Annotated in this window: 13 protein-coding genes; 6 read left to right on the plus strand and 7 right to left on the minus strand. The window is 28.7% G+C overall.

What is annotated here, in order from left to right:
* Positions 1-83 precede the first annotated feature (83 nt).
* The 3 genes from mtaB to MKD41_RS05425 are packed head-to-tail and all read left to right on the plus strand — an operon-like array spanning position 84 to position 2,740.
* Positions 84-1,418: a tRNA (N(6)-L-threonylcarbamoyladenosine(37)-C(2))-methylthiotransferase MtaB gene (gene mtaB / locus MKD41_RS05415; protein ID WP_240244423.1), complete on the plus strand. Its 1,335-nt coding sequence runs from the start codon at positions 84-86 to the stop codon at positions 1,416-1,418.
* 9 nt (positions 1,419-1,427) lie between these two features.
* A complete protein-coding gene (locus MKD41_RS05420) occupies positions 1,428-2,078 on the plus strand; it encodes a MarC family protein (protein ID WP_240244424.1) in 651 nt (216 codons plus the stop codon).
* Positions 2,078-2,740, plus strand: coding sequence for an alpha/beta hydrolase (locus MKD41_RS05425; RefSeq protein WP_240244425.1), 663 nt, complete (start codon positions 2,078-2,080; stop codon positions 2,738-2,740). Before MKD41_RS05420 ends, MKD41_RS05425 begins: the two co-directional genes overlap by 1 nt.
* 100 nt (positions 2,741-2,840) lie before the next feature.
* On the opposite strand, the gene ftcD is transcribed toward MKD41_RS05425, so the two are convergent.
* Positions 2,841-4,532 (minus strand): glutamate formimidoyltransferase, encoded by a 1,692-nt coding sequence (gene ftcD / locus MKD41_RS05430; protein WP_240244426.1) that lies wholly within the window; start codon positions 4,530-4,532, stop codon positions 2,841-2,843.
* Between the two features lie 428 nt (positions 4,533-4,960).
* Between ftcD and MKD41_RS05435 the strand changes: the two genes are divergently transcribed.
* The 3 genes from MKD41_RS05435 (at position 4,961) to MKD41_RS05445 (ending at position 11,832) form a co-directional block, all read left to right on the plus strand.
* Positions 4,961-7,798: a DUF748 domain-containing protein gene (locus MKD41_RS05435; RefSeq protein WP_240244427.1), complete on the plus strand. Its 2,838-nt coding sequence runs from the start codon at positions 4,961-4,963 to the stop codon at positions 7,796-7,798.
* Between the two features lie 162 nt (positions 7,799-7,960).
* Positions 7,961-9,028 carry an NAD-dependent epimerase/dehydratase family protein gene (locus MKD41_RS05440; RefSeq protein WP_240244428.1) on the plus strand — a complete coding sequence of 356 codons (1,068 nt, stop codon included), beginning with the start codon at positions 7,961-7,963 and terminating at the stop codon, positions 9,026-9,028.
* Between the two features lie 92 nt (positions 9,029-9,120).
* Positions 9,121-11,832 carry a S9 family peptidase gene (locus MKD41_RS05445; RefSeq protein ID WP_240244429.1) on the plus strand — a complete coding sequence of 904 codons (2,712 nt, stop codon included), beginning with the start codon at positions 9,121-9,123 and terminating at the stop codon, positions 11,830-11,832.
* Positions 11,833-11,998: 166 nt separating this feature from the next.
* Here MKD41_RS05445 and guaB read toward each other — a convergent pair whose 3' ends face one another.
* From guaB to MKD41_RS05475, 6 genes are all read right to left on the minus strand, one after another.
* Positions 11,999-13,468, minus strand: a complete 1,470-nt coding sequence (gene guaB / locus MKD41_RS05450) for an IMP dehydrogenase (protein WP_240244430.1) — start codon at positions 13,466-13,468, stop codon at positions 11,999-12,001.
* Positions 13,469-13,670: 202 nt separating this feature from the next.
* A complete protein-coding gene (locus tag MKD41_RS05455; RefSeq protein WP_240244431.1) occupies positions 13,671-14,534 on the minus strand; it encodes a hydroxymethylglutaryl-CoA lyase in 864 nt (287 codons plus the stop codon).
* 20 nt (positions 14,535-14,554) lie between these two features.
* Positions 14,555-15,136, minus strand: a complete 582-nt coding sequence (locus MKD41_RS05460; protein ID WP_240245006.1) for a LysE family translocator — start codon at positions 15,134-15,136, stop codon at positions 14,555-14,557.
* Between the two features lie 76 nt (positions 15,137-15,212).
* Positions 15,213-15,776: a hypothetical protein gene (locus MKD41_RS05465; RefSeq protein ID WP_240244432.1), complete on the minus strand. Its 564-nt coding sequence runs from the start codon at positions 15,774-15,776 to the stop codon at positions 15,213-15,215.
* 26 nt (positions 15,777-15,802) lie between these two features.
* The gene (locus tag MKD41_RS05470) at positions 15,803-16,837 is read right to left on the minus strand and encodes a quinone-dependent dihydroorotate dehydrogenase (protein ID WP_240244433.1); all 1,035 of its coding nucleotides are present in this window, start codon (positions 16,835-16,837) and stop codon (positions 15,803-15,805) included.
* A 129-nt stretch (positions 16,838-16,966) separates the two neighbouring features.
* Positions 16,967-18,166 (minus strand): THUMP domain-containing class I SAM-dependent RNA methyltransferase, encoded by a 1,200-nt coding sequence (locus tag MKD41_RS05475; protein ID WP_240244434.1) that lies wholly within the window; start codon positions 18,164-18,166, stop codon positions 16,967-16,969.
* Positions 18,167-18,336 lie beyond the last annotated feature (170 nt).

An 18,336-nucleotide genomic window follows, 5' to 3' on the forward strand; every position in this document is an offset into this window, starting at 1 on the left:
AAAACTAGAAGGTGTTTTTGATAAATCGCTAATCCTATTATAAAAATAAAATTCTGTACTTTTGCGCTCCTAAAAGTACAAGAATGAGCACACAAAAAAAAGTAGCATTTTACACACTAGGTTGTAAACTAAATTTTTCTGAAACTTCTACCATTGCGCGTAACTTTCAAAATGAAGGTTTTAAACGTGTAGAATTTGAAGAAAAGGCTGATATATATGTAATTAATACGTGTTCTGTAACCGATAACGCAGACAAACGTTTTAAATCAATTGTTAAAAATGCACTAAAGAAAAATGAAAATGCTTTTTTAATTGCAATTGGTTGTTACGCCCAGTTAAAACCAGAAGAATTAGCTGCAGTTGATGGTGTAGATATGGTTTTAGGTGCTACTGAAAAATTTAAGGTTACCGATTATATTAACGACTTGTCTAAAAATGAAATGGGCGAAGTGCATTCGTGTGAAATTGAAGAAGCCGATTTTTATGTAGGTTCATATTCAATTGGTGATAGAACACGCGCCTTTCTAAAAGTTCAAGATGGTTGCGATTATAAATGCACCTATTGTACCATACCTTTAGCTCGTGGAATTTCTAGAAGTGATGCTTTAGAAAATGTATTGAAAAATGCACAAGAAATTTCAGAAAAAGGAATTAAAGAAATTGTACTTACTGGTGTAAATATTGGTGATTATGGTAAAGGTGAATTTGGAAATAAAAAACACGAACACACCTTTTTTCAATTAGTAGAAGCATTGGATACGGTTGAAGGTATTCACCGTTTACGAATCTCTTCAATAGAACCAAATTTATTGACAAATGAAACTATAGATTTTGTTTCAAAATCCAATAGTTTTGTACCACATTTTCACATTCCATTACAAAGCGGTAGCGATACATTATTAAAATTAATGAAACGCCGCTATTTAAAAGATACATACACCAATAGAGTTGAAGCAATAAAGAAAATAATGCCAAATGCTTGTATTGGCGTTGATGTAATTGTTGGTTTTCCTGGAGAAACTGATGAATTATTTTTAGAAACCTACAACTATTTAAATGAATTAGACATTTCATATTTACATGTGTTCACCTATTCTGAAAGGCCAAATACAGAGGCTATTAAAATGGATGGTGTAGTCGCTAAAAGAACACGAACAAAACACAGTAAAATGCTTAGAGGTTTATCTGTTAAAAAAAGAAGAGCTTTTTATGAAAGTCAGATAGGTAATAAATTAACTGTTTTATTTGAAAGTGAAAATAAAGAAGGTTTTATTCACGGATTTACCGAAAATTATGTAAAAGTAAAAACTCCGTGGAACCCAGAATTGGTAAATACACTTCATGAAATTAAACTAACAAAAATAGATGAAGACGGAATTGTACGTTTTGAATGGGTAAATGTGCCTCAATTAAATTAAAAAGTTAAAATGACTGAAATTAACGATTTATATACATTTGGTTTACTGGCTTTTACGGCATTTTTCACCATTATAAACCCTTTGGGTACAATGCCTATTTTTATGTCTATGACTTCTACGTTAAATAAACAACGAAGAAAACAAACGGCTAAAAAAGCAACTTTAGTGGCTTTTTTCACCATTATTGCATTCGCGTTTTCAGGTCAGGTATTGTTTAACTTTTTTGGTATTTCTGTAAATAGTTTTAGAGTTGTTGGTGGTTTAATATTTTTTATGATGGGTTGGGATATGTTACAAGCCAGATTAGGACAATTTAAACACACAAAAGAAGAAGATGAAATTGATGCTTACGTTGAAGATATTTCTATTACCCCACTAGCTATTCCTATGATTTGTGGCCCAGGAGCAATTAGTAATGCAATTATTTTAATGGAAGATGCACATACTATTTCTCAAAAAATAGTTTTAATTTCTATAATAGGTTTTGTACTTTTACTAACCTATATAATTTTAATTGGTGCAAGCAAAATAAGTGATAAATTAGGCTCTACAGGAAACAAAGTAATGATGCGTTTGATGGGGTTAATAGTTATGGTAATTGCTGTAGAATTTTTCTTTAGTGGCTTAAAACCAATTATTCTTGGAATATTAGAACATTAATGGAACAAAAAAAAACTCATATTTATTTTGTACCTGGATTGGCAGCTAGTTCAAAGATATTTGAATTTTTAAAATTTCCAGAAGACAGTTTTAAATTACATTTTTTAGAATGGTTATTACCCGTTTCTGAAAAAGAAAAAATTGAAGACTACGCCAAAAGAATGTGCAATTTAGTTACTAAAGAAAACCCTGTTTTAGTGGGTGTTTCTTTTGGAGGCATTATTGTGCAAGAAATGAGTAAACACATACAGGTTAAAAAAATAATTTTAATTTCTAGCGTTAAAAATAAATACGAGCTACCCAAACGTTTAAAATTAATTAAAAACACCAAAGCTTATAAATTATTCCCTTCACATTCTATTAAAAACTTTGAAGATTTCTCTTCTTATGCATTTGGTGATTTTGCAAAAAAAAGAGTAAAATTATATAAAGAATATTTATCGGTAAGAAATGCCAACTATTTAGATTGGTCCATATACAATGTTCTGCATTGGAAACAAGAAGAAACCCTTGAAAATATATTACACATACAAGGTGAAGATGACCATATTTTCCCTATTAAACATATAAAAAACTGTATTCCAATTAAAAACGGAACACACATAATGGTTATAAATAAAGCAAAGTCTATAAGTAAAATAATTATTGAAGCTCTAACTTAAACAATATAAAACTCAATTAAAAGCTATTAATTTTTAGAAGTAAAAAGCCTATAATACTTAAATTTAGACTTTTTACTTCTATTATTTTTACTTAATTACACTACATTTTAGAATCAATATAGCTCATTACTTCTTTTTCAATTTTAATTGTTTTAGTATAGACCGTTTTAGCTTTGTTTAAAATTTCTTCTGCATACATACGATCTTTTATGTCTTTTGCATTAATTCTAACATTAAAATAAGCACCAATTACCGCAGTTCTAGCACATAAAATTCCAACTCCAGCATCAGAAAGAGACGTTTGCAGTCCTTCAGCAATCATAGCCTGCATAACTTCCATAGAATTATAAGCGGTTTCCATTACCTGATATGGAATTTCGGTAGCATATTTAGTAGCGTTTTCAATAGCTTCTTTACGTGCTTCAATTTCTTCTGCATTAGATTTTGGCATTCTAAAACCTTCAATTATTTTATTAAAAGCATTGGTATCTTCATCAACCAAAAACAGCAATTTATTCTTATAAGCTTGTCCTTTCACAGCCCAATCTGAATAAAATTCCCATTTAGCATCCCAACCAGCTTTATGTGCTGAAAGGTTTGCAACCATAGTTCCTAAAGAAACTCCCAAAGCACCAACATATGCAGAAATAGATCCTCCACCTGGAGCCATAGATTCTCCTGCAGTTTCTTCAGCAAAATCTTTTACCGTTAAATCAATTAATTTTTTTGAAGTTGTATCTTCTAATAAATATTCAATAATTTTTTCCTTTGGATTAAAAGGTTTTAAATCGTCTAAGCCCAAAGATTTTACTGCTATTTTTATTTTTTCTTCTTCTGATATTCCTAAAGAACGCTCTTGTTTTTTCAAGAAATAATCAGCTGCATCTAGCATTGCTTTTAACGGAATTAAACCAATTAACTCCGACCCTATTACCCGTAAGCCTCGTTTGGTAGCAGATTTAACTGTTTCATCAAAAGCAACGTGCATTGAGGTAATATTAATATTGGTTAAATTATATGAAATTTGTGCAATTCCATATTCTTCAATAAACCACCCCATACCTTTTACTGCTTTTAATTTTCCTGGAATACGTACAGGTTGTCCATTTGCATCTAAAACTTTTTTTCCAGTAATTCCATTTTCATATTTAACACGCCCAGCTTCTCTAATATCAAAAGCAATTGCATTTGCTCTTCTGATTGAAGTTGTATTTAAATTTATATTATAAGCAATTAAAAAATCTCGTGCAGAAATTGCTATAGCTCCAGTTTTTGCAACAGTAGCATTAAATTCTGCAGGACCAAAATCTGGTTTCCAATCTGGATTCACCAATTTTTCTTTTAAGCCTTCATATTCGCCAGCTCTACAACTTGCTAAATTTTTTCTTTTTTCTTGTTTCGCTGCATTTTCATAAAAATAACCTGGAATACCAAGCTCCTTTCCTACTCTTTCGCCCAATTTATGTGCAAAAACTGCAGTTTCTTCTAAGGTAATTCCTGAAATTGGCACTAGCGGACAAACATCTGTAGCTCCAAAACGAGGATGTTCTCCGGTATGTTTACTCATATCAATCAATTCAGCCGCTTTTTTAATCAGTAAAAATGCCGCTTCAATTACATTTTCTGGCTCACCAACAAAAGTAATTACAGTTCTATTTGTGGCCTTTCCCGGATCTACATCTAATAATTTTACACCTTCAACCGTTTCTACAACCGAAGAGATTGCTTTAATTTTAGTAGTATCGCGTCCTTCACTAATATTTGGTACACATTCTATTAATTGTCTATTCATTTTTAATATGGTTTAGTAACTCAAATTTAAGGAGATATTTTAATAATTACTGATACCATTTCAAAATAAATACTGCATATATAATCCATTATTAGAATCTTTCTTTTTTAATGTTTTTTTTAACTTTTTATTTAAATTTAAACACACTTTTAACCCCATAAATACGTTGAAAAATAATACTGTTTAAAATAAAAAATACAACCTAAAAGTATTTATTTAAACAATTATTTTAACTTAAAAAAGTTAAGTTTTTAAATAAAATTTACACAAAAAACAATGTTGTTAAAGTGTTGTTAAATACATTTAAATAGTTTTGAAATTATCTAAATTGCACTGCCTAACAGACCTAACAATTTTAGATAAAAATCCAGCAAAAAAATGAAATAAAATAGTTTATTAAACAACTACTGCACAACATATAAAGTAATATGCAATCTAAAAAAAAACTGATAATTGGCGGATTAGTTTTACTAATTCTAATAACAATATTTCTATTACTATCTCCTGCTGGTATTAAAAATTACGTTATAAAAAACAGTAAATCTCTTGTTGGAAGACAAATTGATATTGATAAATTGAATTTAAATTATTTTACTGGTACTATAAAGCTTATCGATTTTAAAATGTTTGAAAACGATGGCACTACAGAATTTATAAAATTTGACACCTTAATTTTAAATACTGAACCCTATAAATACATAAATAACAAAATTGTTATTGAACAGTTTTTACTCTCTGGTTTAACAGTTAATACCATTCAAAAAGATAGTATTTTTAATTTTAATGATTTATTAGAATTTTATAAATCTGAACCAGATACACTTCAAACTAAAGAAGAAGACCTTGAACCTATTAAGTATTATTTAAATAATCTTGAACTTAAAGGTGCAAACTTTATTTATAATGATAAAAATATTAATCAAATAACAACTATTGAAGATTTTTCTTTCTTTATTCCTTTTATTGGCTGGAATCAAACAGAAAAAACAAATGCTGATTTAAAATTTAGTTTAAACGAAGATAGCACACTTAAAACTAAAATAAATATAAATCCTATTGATGGAGAATTTGATTCTGATTTAATCATCAGCAATTTGCACTTAAATTCGTTTTACAATTATATTGCACCTTATGCTGAAATAAATAGTTTTGAAGGTCAATTAAATTCGCATCTTAAAATTGAAGGTAATATTTACGATGCTTTAAAATCGATTGTATCTGGAAATATTTCTATACAGGATTTTGAAATAACAGACACTTCAAACAAAAAATTTATTACAGCTAAAGAAATAGGAACTCAATTGCAAAAAATTGATTATATCAACAATTCTTACACTATAGATTCTTTATATATAAATGAACCTTACACCTATTTTAAATTAGATTCCATATCTAATAATTTTTCAAAAGTGTTTAAATTAAACGATACTACTAAAGTTGAAGAAATAGCAACTGAAAATAGTACAACAGATACAATTCAAGAAACTTTTCAAAAAAACAAATTGTATTATGCCATAAATCATTTTAATATGACCAATGGACTAATAGATTTTAATGACAATTCTAGCAGTGAAAAATTCAACTATCTCTTAAGTTCAATTCAAATAAATTCTGATAGTATTTCTAATGATTCTGAATTAATAACTGTCAATTCTAATTTAGTTTTAAATGAAAAGGGAAAACTAAATACAGAGCTAAACGTAAATCCTTCAACCTTAAAATTTGATTCAGACTTAAACATTGATAATTTATACTTAGATACATTTTACAATTATATTACCCCTTTTGCTGAAATAAATAGTTTTAAAGGTCAAGTAAATACTGAAATTAAAATTAAAGGTAATTTTAACGATGCTTTAAAATCAACAGTATCTGGAAATGTATCTGTAAATAATTTTGAAATGACTGACACTTCAAATAAGAAATTTATTGCAGCTAAAAACATTGACGCTCAACTTCAAAATATAGATTATACCAACAATTTATACAAATTAAAGTCTTTAACAATAAATGAACCTTATACGTATTTTCAATTAGATTCTATAACCAATAATTTTTTTAAAATATTTAAACTTGATGAAACAAGGAATACAGAAAACGTAGAAAACAGTCAAAAAAAGGCTAAAGAAAACGAACTGTATTATGCTATAAAAAAACTTAATGTTTCTAAAGGACAATTGGATTATTCTGATAATTTAACCGGAGAAAAATTCGATTATCATTTAAGTAATATTCAAATAGATACAGATAGTATTTATAGCAATTTTGACTTGATTAATATCTATTCTAATATGCGCTTAAACAAGCGAGGAAAACTTAACGCCAAATTAAGTATAAACCCTACAGACTTTAAAAATGCAGAAATAGCTATTACTGTAGAAAGGTTTTTATTGTCAGATATCAATATTTATTCTCGGTATTATATGGGACACGATATTTTAGAAGGTGATTTTTTCTACAATACTAAAACAAATATTACCGACGGCAATTTAACCAGCGAAAACAAATTATTAGTAAAAAATGCTTCGGTTTCAAGTACAGCAAAAGGCTTAAATAAGCTTCCTTTAAAATTTGCGCTGTTTCTTTTAAAAGATAAAAATGGAGATGTTGAATTAGATGTACCTGTACGTGGTGATTTAAACGACCCGTCAGTAAATATTAGTGGAATTGTTTGGACAACTTTTAAAAATCTAATTTTAAAAACTGTTGCTAGTCCCGTTAACTTTTTAGCAGATTTTATTGGTGTTGAACCTAAAGAATTAGAAGAAATTGAATTGAATTATACAGATACCATTCCTAGTACAAAGAACCAACAGCAATTAAATAAACTTATAGATTTAGAGACCAAAAAGAAAGGACTTAAAATTGAATTATTACATTTTGTAGATTTAAACCTTCAAAAAGAAGCTGTTGCTCTAAAAACTATAGGTGCACAATTTAATGCAGAAACTCAGAAAGATTATATAAAAAACGACAATCAATTTAAAAATTATTTAATAGCTAAAACCGCCCCAGATACATTAAGTGTAAAAGACGCCGTTTTAAAATTAAGTGCTAACATAAATTTAGATTCTATAGTTTCTACAAATAATTCTAAATTATTAAAAAATACCAAGGCTTATTTAATTGAGAAAAATCCTTTTACTAGAATTAAAGTTTTAACTGCAGACCCTAAAGAACCTGAACATTTAGGTTCAAAATCTAAATTTAACATTAAGTACAATCTGTTAGAAGATCGCATTAAAATAAAAAAAGATTCTCTTTAGTACCTAAAGCTTATTTACTAACTTAAGATTAATAAAATTAAACATATTTTAATACTTCTATTAATAATATCTAATTTTACATTAATTTTAGCCTCAACTAACACTTAATAACTTTAAAACTGATTGTAACAATCAAAAACTCAGAAAAAACTAAAATATCAAATGAATTTAGATAATAAAAAGAAAGTACTTATTACTGGAATGGCTGGTTTTATTGGTCATCATTTGGCTAAATTATTACTAAAAAACAATTTTACAGTTGTAGGTTTAGATAATATTAATAATTATTACGATGTAAACTTAAAGCTAGCTCGTTTAAAAGATTTGGGTTTTAACACTTCAGAAATAGCATACAACACACTTTTAAAAACAGGTGATATCTCTTTTATAAAATTAGATTTAACCGATTTAGATAATTTAAAACAATTATTTAAAGAACAACAATTTAATTATGTTGTTAATTTGGCAGCACAAGCAGGTGTACGTTATTCGTTAGAAAACCCACAATCGTACGTAGATAGTAATATTACAGGGTTTTTAAATATTTTAGAAAGTTGTAGAGCGTATCCTGTAGAACATTTAGTATTTGCTTCATCAAGTTCTGTTTATGGCTTAAGCGAAGACATTCCTTTTAAAGAAGATAATTGTACAGACCACCCGTTAGCAATTTATGCTGCAAGTAAAAAAGCGAATGAAATGATGGCACATTCGTATGCCAATTTATTTAATGTTCCTGCAACTGGATTACGTTTCTTTACAGTTTACGGACCTTGGGGAAGACCAGATATGGCCTTGCATATTTTTACAAAAGCAATGGTTGAAGATAAAGAATTTGAAGTTTTTAACAATGGTGATATGAGTAGAGATTTTACTTATGTAGGCGATATTGTTGAAAGTATAAAACGATTATTACCTTTAGCTCCAAAAGAAAACAACCCTGCATTTAATCCTAAAAAACCAACTTCTTCTAAAAGTTCAAAAGCATATCAAATTTTTAATATTGGAAATAATAGTCCTGTAGCTTTAATGGACTATGTAAAAGCTTTAGAAAAAGTATTAAATAAAAAAGGAAAAATTATATTTAAACCAATGCAACCTGGTGATGTAAAATCTACCTATGCAAATGTTGAAAGCTTATTTAATTATATAGATTTTAAACCTAAAACTACTATAGAAGAAGGTGTAAAAGCATTTGTTGAAAAATATTTAGAATTGGAAAATAAAAAATAGTAGCAAAGGTTTAAAGGCTCAAAGTTTGAATCACTCTTATTAAACTAAAATCAATACCAGATACCAGATATTAAATACCAAATTTAACACTTATGAAGAAAACATTTTTAGCTACTACTCTATTGTTACTTTTCACAGTTTCAATACAGCTTAAAGCTCAAGAAAAAGACCAAAAAAAAGATAAAACACGTTGGACTCCTAAAGATATTATTAATACAGAATCTATGCGTTCGGTTTCAATTTCTCCTGATGAAACTATGGTAGTTTGGACTAAAAATAAAGCTGTAAAAGAAAAAGATAAATTTGTTTCAGACATCTATTTAACACGTTTAGACCTTCCAGAAAAAAATAGTTTTAAAACAATTCAGCTAACAAATGAAAACGAAAACGACTACAGTCCTATTTTTTCAAAAGATGGTGAATTTATTTATTTTTTATCATCTCGAGAAAAAGGTAAAAAACTCTGGAAATTAAGTATTTATGGTGGTGAACCTAAAGAAGTTAAAGAATTTAAAAATGGTATATCTAGTATTGCTTGGTTAAACAAAAACACCTTACTTTATAAATCTAATGAAGGACAAACCTTATATGAAAGTCAACTAAAAGAAACAAAAGATGATGTAATTGTTGTTGAAGATTCTTTACATTGGAAACCTTCTAGAGTTTATGCCTATAATTTAAAAGATAAATCAATTAAGAGAATTACAGATAATAAAAAACCATTAGAAAGTTATACTGTTTCACCTGATGGAAAATGGTTAATTTATAGTGTTAGTAGGAGTAGAAGTTATAATTCTGATGCTCAAAAAGACCCTTTTTACTTTCTTAAAAATCTAGAAACTAATACAAAAATTCAAATTTTAAAACCTTTGGAATTTCCATCAAATGGTTTTAATTTTAGTCAAGACAATAAAGGTTTTTACTTTACATCAACACACGCTTCAGATCCAAAATGGAATGGCGCTGGTATTTCAGAATTGTATTATTACACATTAGAAACTAATAGCTACAAAAAAGTAGATTTAGAATGGGATTTAGGCATAGGTCGTGGCTATAATCTTGTTGGTAACGATGTAATTGTTACACTTGCCAATAAAGCTTATTACAAATTAGCATACTATAAAAAAAATGGTAACTCTTGGTCTAAAAAATCAATAGATTTAGATAAAAAAAACAATCATACCACCTTATTAAACGTTTCGGAAAACGGTTCTAAAGTAATTTATCAATATTCTACAGCTTCAAAATTACCTAAATTTTATGTTGCAGATATCTCAAAAAATAAATTTATTAATGAAAAAGAAGTTGTTTCATTAAATAAAAATTTAGCTAAAAAAACTATTACTAAAAGTGAAGTTTTAGTTTGGAAAGGTTATAATAATGAAGAAGTTACTGGTATCTTATACTACCCAGAAAAATATGAAGCCGGCAAACGTTATCCACTAATTTTATCTATTCACGGTGGCCCTTCTGGAGTTGATACAGATACTTGGAGTGAACGTTGGAGTACCTATCCAAATATTTTAGCGCAACGCGGTTCTTTTGTTTTAAAACCAAATTACCATGGTTCATCTAACCACGGACTTTCTTTTGTTGAAAGTATTAAGGGTAATTATTACGAACCAGAATTAGAGGATATAACCAAAGCAATAAATCTGTTAGACGAAAAAGGAATGATTGATAAAAATCAATTAGGAACTATGGGCTGGTCTAACGGAGCAATTATTACAACTATGTTAACGGTTCGCTATCCTGATATGTTCAAATTTGCTGCGCCAGGTGCAGGTGATGTTAACTGGACATCTGATTATGGAACCTGTAGATTTGGAGTAAGTTTTGACCAATCGTATTTTGGTGGTGCTCCTTGGGATGATATAAATGGCAAATTTTACAATGAAAATTATATTATAAAATCTCCTTTATTTGAAATTGAAAAAATAAAAACACCAACCATTATTTTCCACGGAAGTGAAGACAGAGCAGTTCCACGTGACCAAGGTTGGGAATATTATAGAGGATTACAGCAAGTAAATAAAGCTCCAGTTCGTTTTTTATGGTTTCCAGGTCAGCCACATGGTTTAGGTAAAATTACGCATCAATTACGTAAAATGAATGAAGAACTAGCTTGGATAGACACCTATTTATTTAACAAGCCTTCAACTAAAAATGAAGCATTTAAAAAAGACAGTCCGTTAGCTAATTTATTAAAAATTGATAAAGCTAAAGTTACAGAAACTGGTAATTTTGGAGAATTGTACAATTCTAATCTAATTCCAGAAGCAGTACTTGTAAAAAAAGATTCTATAGCTATTGGTAAGTTTGAAATTACCAATGCACAATTTAAAGCTTACAAACCTGAATTTAAATTTGATGCTGGTTTAGATAATTATCCTGTAACAACTTCTAAAGAAGAAGCTATAAAATATGTACAATGGTTAAGTAAAATAACTGGAGATAATTATAGATTGCCAAATGCAAAAGAAGCTGAAAAACTTCAAAAGGCTGCACATAAAGCCGCTGCAAAAGAAAACACTTTAAATTATTGGGCCGGTTATGCTATTACTATTGATGAAATTGAAGTTCTAAATAAAAAAGTTTCAACCTTAAAATCGCACTTATTTAAAAAAGTAGGTAAAAACAGTCCTACAAAAATTGGAGATGCTTCCGTTTACGATTTAGGTGGAAATGTGGCCGAATATTTTGAAAATGGAATTTACGGCTATAGTGCTTATGATTTTTACGATGCGAATAACTCTAAAATGATTTCTAGTAAACACGTAGGAATTAGAGTTATTAAAGAATAAAAAAATAACGTCATTACAATTTTTAATTATCAATTCTCTTAAGAAAAAAAGATTACTTTAAATTGTAATGACGTTAAAATTATCATTATTGTGTTTAACGTCAACCTGAAATAGATTCCGAATGACGATTATATAACATAGTAGTTATATAAATCACTTTATAAATTTATCTCGAATAGTTAGGAGATTCTTTAGTAATGGTTACATTATGCGGATGACTTTCTCGCATACCAGCAGCAGTAATTTTTACAAACTGAGCAGATTTTTGTGCATTTATATCTTTAGATCCACAATATCCCATTCCTGCACGTAAACCACCAATAAACTGAACCATTGTTTCATTTAACTCACCTTTATAAGGTACACGTCCAACAATTCCTTCAGGTACTAATTTTTTAATATCGTCTTCTATATCTTGAAAGTATCTATCTTTAGAACCGTGTTTCATAGCTTCAACAGAACCCATACCACGGTATGATTTAAATTTTCTTCCTTCAAAAATAATAGTTTCACCTGGTGATTCTTTTGTACCTGCTAATAAAGAACCTAACATAACAGTATCGGCTCCGGCTGCAAGGGCTTTTGGAATATCACCTGTATATCTAATTCCACCATCAGCAATTACTGGAATTCCAGTTCCTTTTATCGCTTCAGAAACATCTAAAATAGCCGATAGTTGAGGAAAACCAACACCAGCAACAACACGTGTAGTACAAATTGAACCAGGTCCAATTCCTACCTTTACAGCATCAGCCCCAGCTTCAACTAAATATTTTGCTGCTGTACCAGTTGCAATGTTACCAACAATTACATCGGTGTCTGGATAGTTCTTTTTTACTTCTTTTAAAACAGTAACTACACCTTTTGTATGTCCGTGAGCAGTATCTATTATTAATGCATCTACTCCTGCTTTAATAAGCGCTTCAGCTCTTTCAAGAACATCGTGTGTAACACCTAAAGCTGCTGCAACTCTTAAACGTCCGTAAGAATCTTTATTTGCATTCGGATTTTCACTTACCTTAATAATATCTCTAAATGTAATTAATCCAACTAATTTATAATTATCATCAACTACGGGTAATTTTTCAATTTTATTATCTTGTAAAATAACTTCTGCTTGTTTTAAAGAAGTTCCAACAGCCACAGTAACCAATTTTTCAGAAGTCATAACTTCTTCAATTTTACGTGTGTTATCTCCTTCAAAACGTAAATCTCTATTGGTTACTATACCAATAAGTACACCTACTTCATTAATTACAGGAATTCCTCCAATACCATATTCGTGCATTAAACTTTTGGCATCAAGCACCGTTTTTTCTTTAGTAATTGTAATAGGATCTATAATCATACCCGATTCCGATCGTTTTACTTTCCTTACTTCATTTGCTTGCTGCTCTATAGACATATTTTTATGTAAAACGCCTATTCCTCCCTCTCGAGCCATCGCAATAGCCATATCTGATTCGGTAACAGTATCCATTGCAGCGGAAACTATTGGAACGTTTAAACTTATGTTTTTAGAAAATTTTGTTTGAATGTTAACATCTCTTGGTAAAACTTCAGAGAATGCTGGAATTAGTAATACATCGTCGTAGGTTAAGCCTTCTCCTACAAATTTATTTTGGTGTGAAATCATATTGCAATCAACTTAGAAATTAATTGCGTGCAAATTTAAACTATTTAATTTAAAAAGACGTAAAATATTAATTTGTTTGCTTTTTTAGAAATAAAAAATTTGTAAATCACTGAAAATATGACAGATAATAAACAGAATAATATTATGAAATTATACTATTAGAACTAAATAAAATAATTAAATAAAAAAAATAATTAATATCTTATAGAGCATTAAATATCTTTAAGGCCTCATTATATGCGCTTTCAAAACTCATAGCGCTAATACTTGTAGTTGCTTTTTGCTGATTAAAATATGAAATAAGTTTTTCTGTTGGCATATTTCCTGTAAGTTCATCTTTAGCCATTGGGCACCCCCCATACCCTTTTATAGCACCATCAAATCTATTGCAACCTGCCTTATAAGCTGCATCAACTTTTTCGAACCATTTAGTAGGTGCGGTATGTAAATGTGCGCCAAACTCAATATTGGTATACTGCGGAATTAAATTTGAAAAAAGATAGGTAATAATTTTGGGTGTAGAACTTCCAATGGTGTCTGATAATGAAATAATTTTAACACCCATTTTAGCTAATTTTTCGGTCCATTTGGCTACAATTTCTACATTCCACGGGTCTCCATAAGGATTTCCAAATCCCATAGATAAATAGGTAACTACTTCTTTATTTGTTTTTGAAGCAATGTTTAAAATTTCTTTTAAAGCAATAATAGATTCTGAAATTGTTTTACCCGTATTACGCATTTGAAAATTTTCTGAAATAGAAAAAGGATATCCTAAATAATTTATTTCTTCAAATTTTGAAGCATCCTCAGCTCCTCTAACATTTGCTACAATTGCCAATAATTTACTCTCCGTTTTACTTAAATCTAATTTTGAAAGTACTTGCGCCGTATCTCGCATTTGAGGAATGGCTTTTGGCGAAACAAAACTTCCAAAATCTATAGTATCAAAACCAACACGTAACAGCGCATTTATATACTGTTCTTTAGCCTCAGTTGGAATAAAATGTGATTTTATTCCTTGCATTGCATCACGTGGACATTCTATAAGTTTTACGGTTTTCATACAGTTCAAATATACAATATCTACTCAGAAAAAAGTATAAAAATAGCAATACCAATAAAAACAATAATTTTAAACCACTTAATGTTTGAATTAAATCTTGGATGTTTTTTTAAATAACCTTCAAAACTCCCTGAAAGCAAAGAAACTACTATAAAAATAGCTAATGCTTGTAACATAAAAAGCAGCCCTAATACATAAAATTGAACAACAGTACTTTGTGTATCTGAATATAAAAACCCAGGGAAAAATGCTAAAAAGAAAATAGATACTTTCGGATTTAAAACATTCATTATAAAGCCTTGTTTGAACAATTGCAATAATCCTTTTTTACCAGTTTTATTTTGCAATAATAACTCTTCATTAGAAATATAAGCTGTATAAGCCAAATATAATAAGTACAATGCTCCAAATAACTTAATTGCAAAAAATAGATTTTCAGATTGTTTTATAATTGCTGAAACACCAAAAGCAACTAAAGTAGTATGTACTATAATTCCTGAAACCAAACCTAATGCAGTTGCTATTCCATATTTTTTACCATTAGTTATACTTTGCACCAATACATAAATTATGTCTGGACCTGGTGAAATGGTTAATAGCATAGATGCAGCAATAAATGAAATAAGAGTTTCCAAATTAAATTATAGTTACAATTGTTGATTTAAAAGGTATTTATATTTAAAATCGATAGCCAATTCGTACATGTAGGTTTACTGCTACCTCACCTTCATTTTCTAAAAATCCAGCATTTTTTGCAAAATAATAAATGTAGCCAATTCCAATTCCTGTTTCATATAAAAAATGGTTTCCTATATTTCTTCTTATTCCCCAGGTAGGAACTACAGAAATATCACTCACTATTTTTATGTTATTATAATTAGATATTTCAAACCAACTAGGATGATAACTTGTTTTTAACGAAATAAAATTTCCGCTATTTCCAGCAATTTTACGTGATTTTTTCACTCTTTTTTTAAGGTTGTAGTAGAGTCTAGGTTCTAATGTTAGAACAGGTATCATTAAAAAACCATTGTTATCATAAAAATCTCCACCCCAAATTCCAGCGTCTAAACCCAATTCAGTTCTCAAAGCTATATTATTAGATAATTTAGACTCATTATGCCCCCAAATACCTAAAAACCCAGATTGTATTCCATAAATAGATTTTTCTACACTCACTGTTTGAGAATTAACAATAAAGCACAATCCACAAAAAACTAACGTGAATATTATTTTTTTCATTTATTTAAAAATTAGTTTTTTTAGTATTATTCCACATTAAGAATAGCATCATTAATTCGTTTAATCAATCCTGGACCTTCATAAATAAAACCCGTATAAATTTGAACTAAATCTGCGCCTGCATTTAATTTTTCTAAAGCATCTTCTGCTGAATGTATACCTCCTACACCAATAATTGAAAAGGCTTTATTCGATTTTTCTGCTAAATATTTAATAACTTTTGTACTTCTATCTTTTACTGGTTTTCCACTTAAACCTCCGTTTCCAATAACTTCTAATTGTTCTTTTGAAGCTTGTAATCCTTCTCTATTTACAGATGTATTAGACGCTATTACACCATCTATTTTAGTTTCAGCAACAATTTCAATTACTTCATCTAACTGAATTTCATTTAAATCCGGTGCAATTTTTAATAAAATTGGTTTTTGCTTGCTAAATGTTTTGTTTGAGTTTTGAACTTTAGTTATCAATTCTATCAAATAATCTTTATCGGTTAATTTTGCGTGACTACCAACATTAGGACAACTAACATTTAGCACAAAATAATCTACATACGGATGTAATTCTACAAAACATTTTAAATAATCATCGGTATAACCAGCAGGCATTGTACTTGTGTTTTTACCAATATTCCCCCCAATAATAAGTTTTCCTTTGTTCTTTTTTAGTTGTTTAATTGCAGCTTCTAAACCTTCATTATTAAAACCCATTCGGTTAATAATACCATTGTCTGCTTTTAATCTAAACAAACGTTTTTTAGGATTTCCTGGTTGTGGTTTTGGTGTAACTGTCCCTATTTCAATAAAACCGAAACCAAAATTTGCCAACTCATTAAACAAAACTGCATTTTTATCAAAACCAGCAGCTAAACCTACTGGATTTTTAAATGTTAATCCAAATAAGTTTCGTTCTAATTTTTTATCATTAGTTTGATATAAACTTCTAAAAATAGCTGGAATTCCAGGAATTTTACAAGAAAATTTGATAAATGAAAATGTAAAATGATGAATTTTTTCTGGATCAAAAAGAAAAAATAATGGACGGATAAAAATTTTGTACATAGTATTATGTTTATGTAAAATTAATAAAAGTGATTTGATTCAAAAGAAATAATTTTAAAGAAATTAAAAACGCCATATTAAATCTAGTTCAACATGATGCTTCTTATATATTTAAAAATCAATGTTAATTTACTCTTTGTCTATTTTATTAGAATCAATATTCTCATAATTTTTAAGTTTTTTGGCTTTTTTACTTCCTTCATAAATATCATATCTCACATAAACACAATCTAAATCACCATTTTTTAAAGGAATTCTTTTTGAAGTTCTTAAACCAACATGTTTAATTGCTTCTTTATTAGATGTTATAAACCAAACTGTAGAATCTGGGTAACCTCCTTTTAAAGTATCTCCAATTTTTTTATAAAATTCATTGATATTTATATCCAAACGTTCTCCATATGGAGGATTAAATAATATAGTAGTTTTACCAAAAACTTCTTTTACTGAATTAAAGAAGTTTATATGATGTACACCTATAAACTCCGATAAATTAGCATTTTCTACATTCTCTTTTGCTTTTCTAACCGCTGAAGGTGCTTTATCAAATCCCATAATTTTAAAATGAGAGCTGGTTATTTTTTTCAACAAAGAATCTTGAATTTTAAAATACAAATCTTCATCATAATCTTCCCAGTTTTCAAAACCAAACTCTTTTCTATTAATATTTGCTGGTATATTATTAGCAATCATAGCTGCTTCAATTAAAATGGTTCCAGAACCACACATTGGATCTATAAAATTACAATCTCCGGTATAACCAGACAGTAATACTAAACCAGCTGCTAAAACTTCATTTATTGGGGCTATATTGGTTAAATTTCTATACCCACGCTTATGTAAAGAATCTCCTGAACTATCTAAAGAAATTGAACAAAAATCTTTTTGAATATGCACATGTATTTTTAAATCTGGATGTTTTACATCTACATTTGGGCGTTTATGGTATTTATGCCTAAAATAATCTGCAATAGCATCTTTAGATTTTAATGAAATATAATGCGAATTTGTAGTAAAATGCTTAGAATTTACCACCGCACCAATTGCAAAAGTACTATCCACAGTCATAAAACGCTCCCATTCTATCTGTTGAATTTTTTTGTACAAATCATCTTCATCAAAAACCTTAAAACGCTTTATTGGTTTTAAAATTCTAATTGCTGTTCTTAATGCAATATTTGCTTTGTACATAAAGCCTTTATCACCAACAAAAGAAACATTTCTTACGCCTACAACAACATTTTGTGCCCCTAAATTGGTAAGTTCGGTTGCTAAAACTTCTTCTAAACCAAACATAGTGGTAGCAACCATTTTAAAATTGTGATACATACTCTTTTACTTTTTGCAAAAGTACTTAAATAATAAGTAAAGTACTGAAAGTATTTACAAGAAGACTTCAAAAAATGCTTTTTAACTATAAAAATGAACCTAAAAACTACATATTTTAATCTTATTTTTTATGAATTATATCATTCTGGTAATTTTAAACACAAGTAACT

Source organism: Lutibacter sp. A64, from assembly GCF_022429565.1.
Taxonomy (GTDB): Bacteria; Bacteroidota; Bacteroidia; order Flavobacteriales; family Flavobacteriaceae; genus Lutibacter.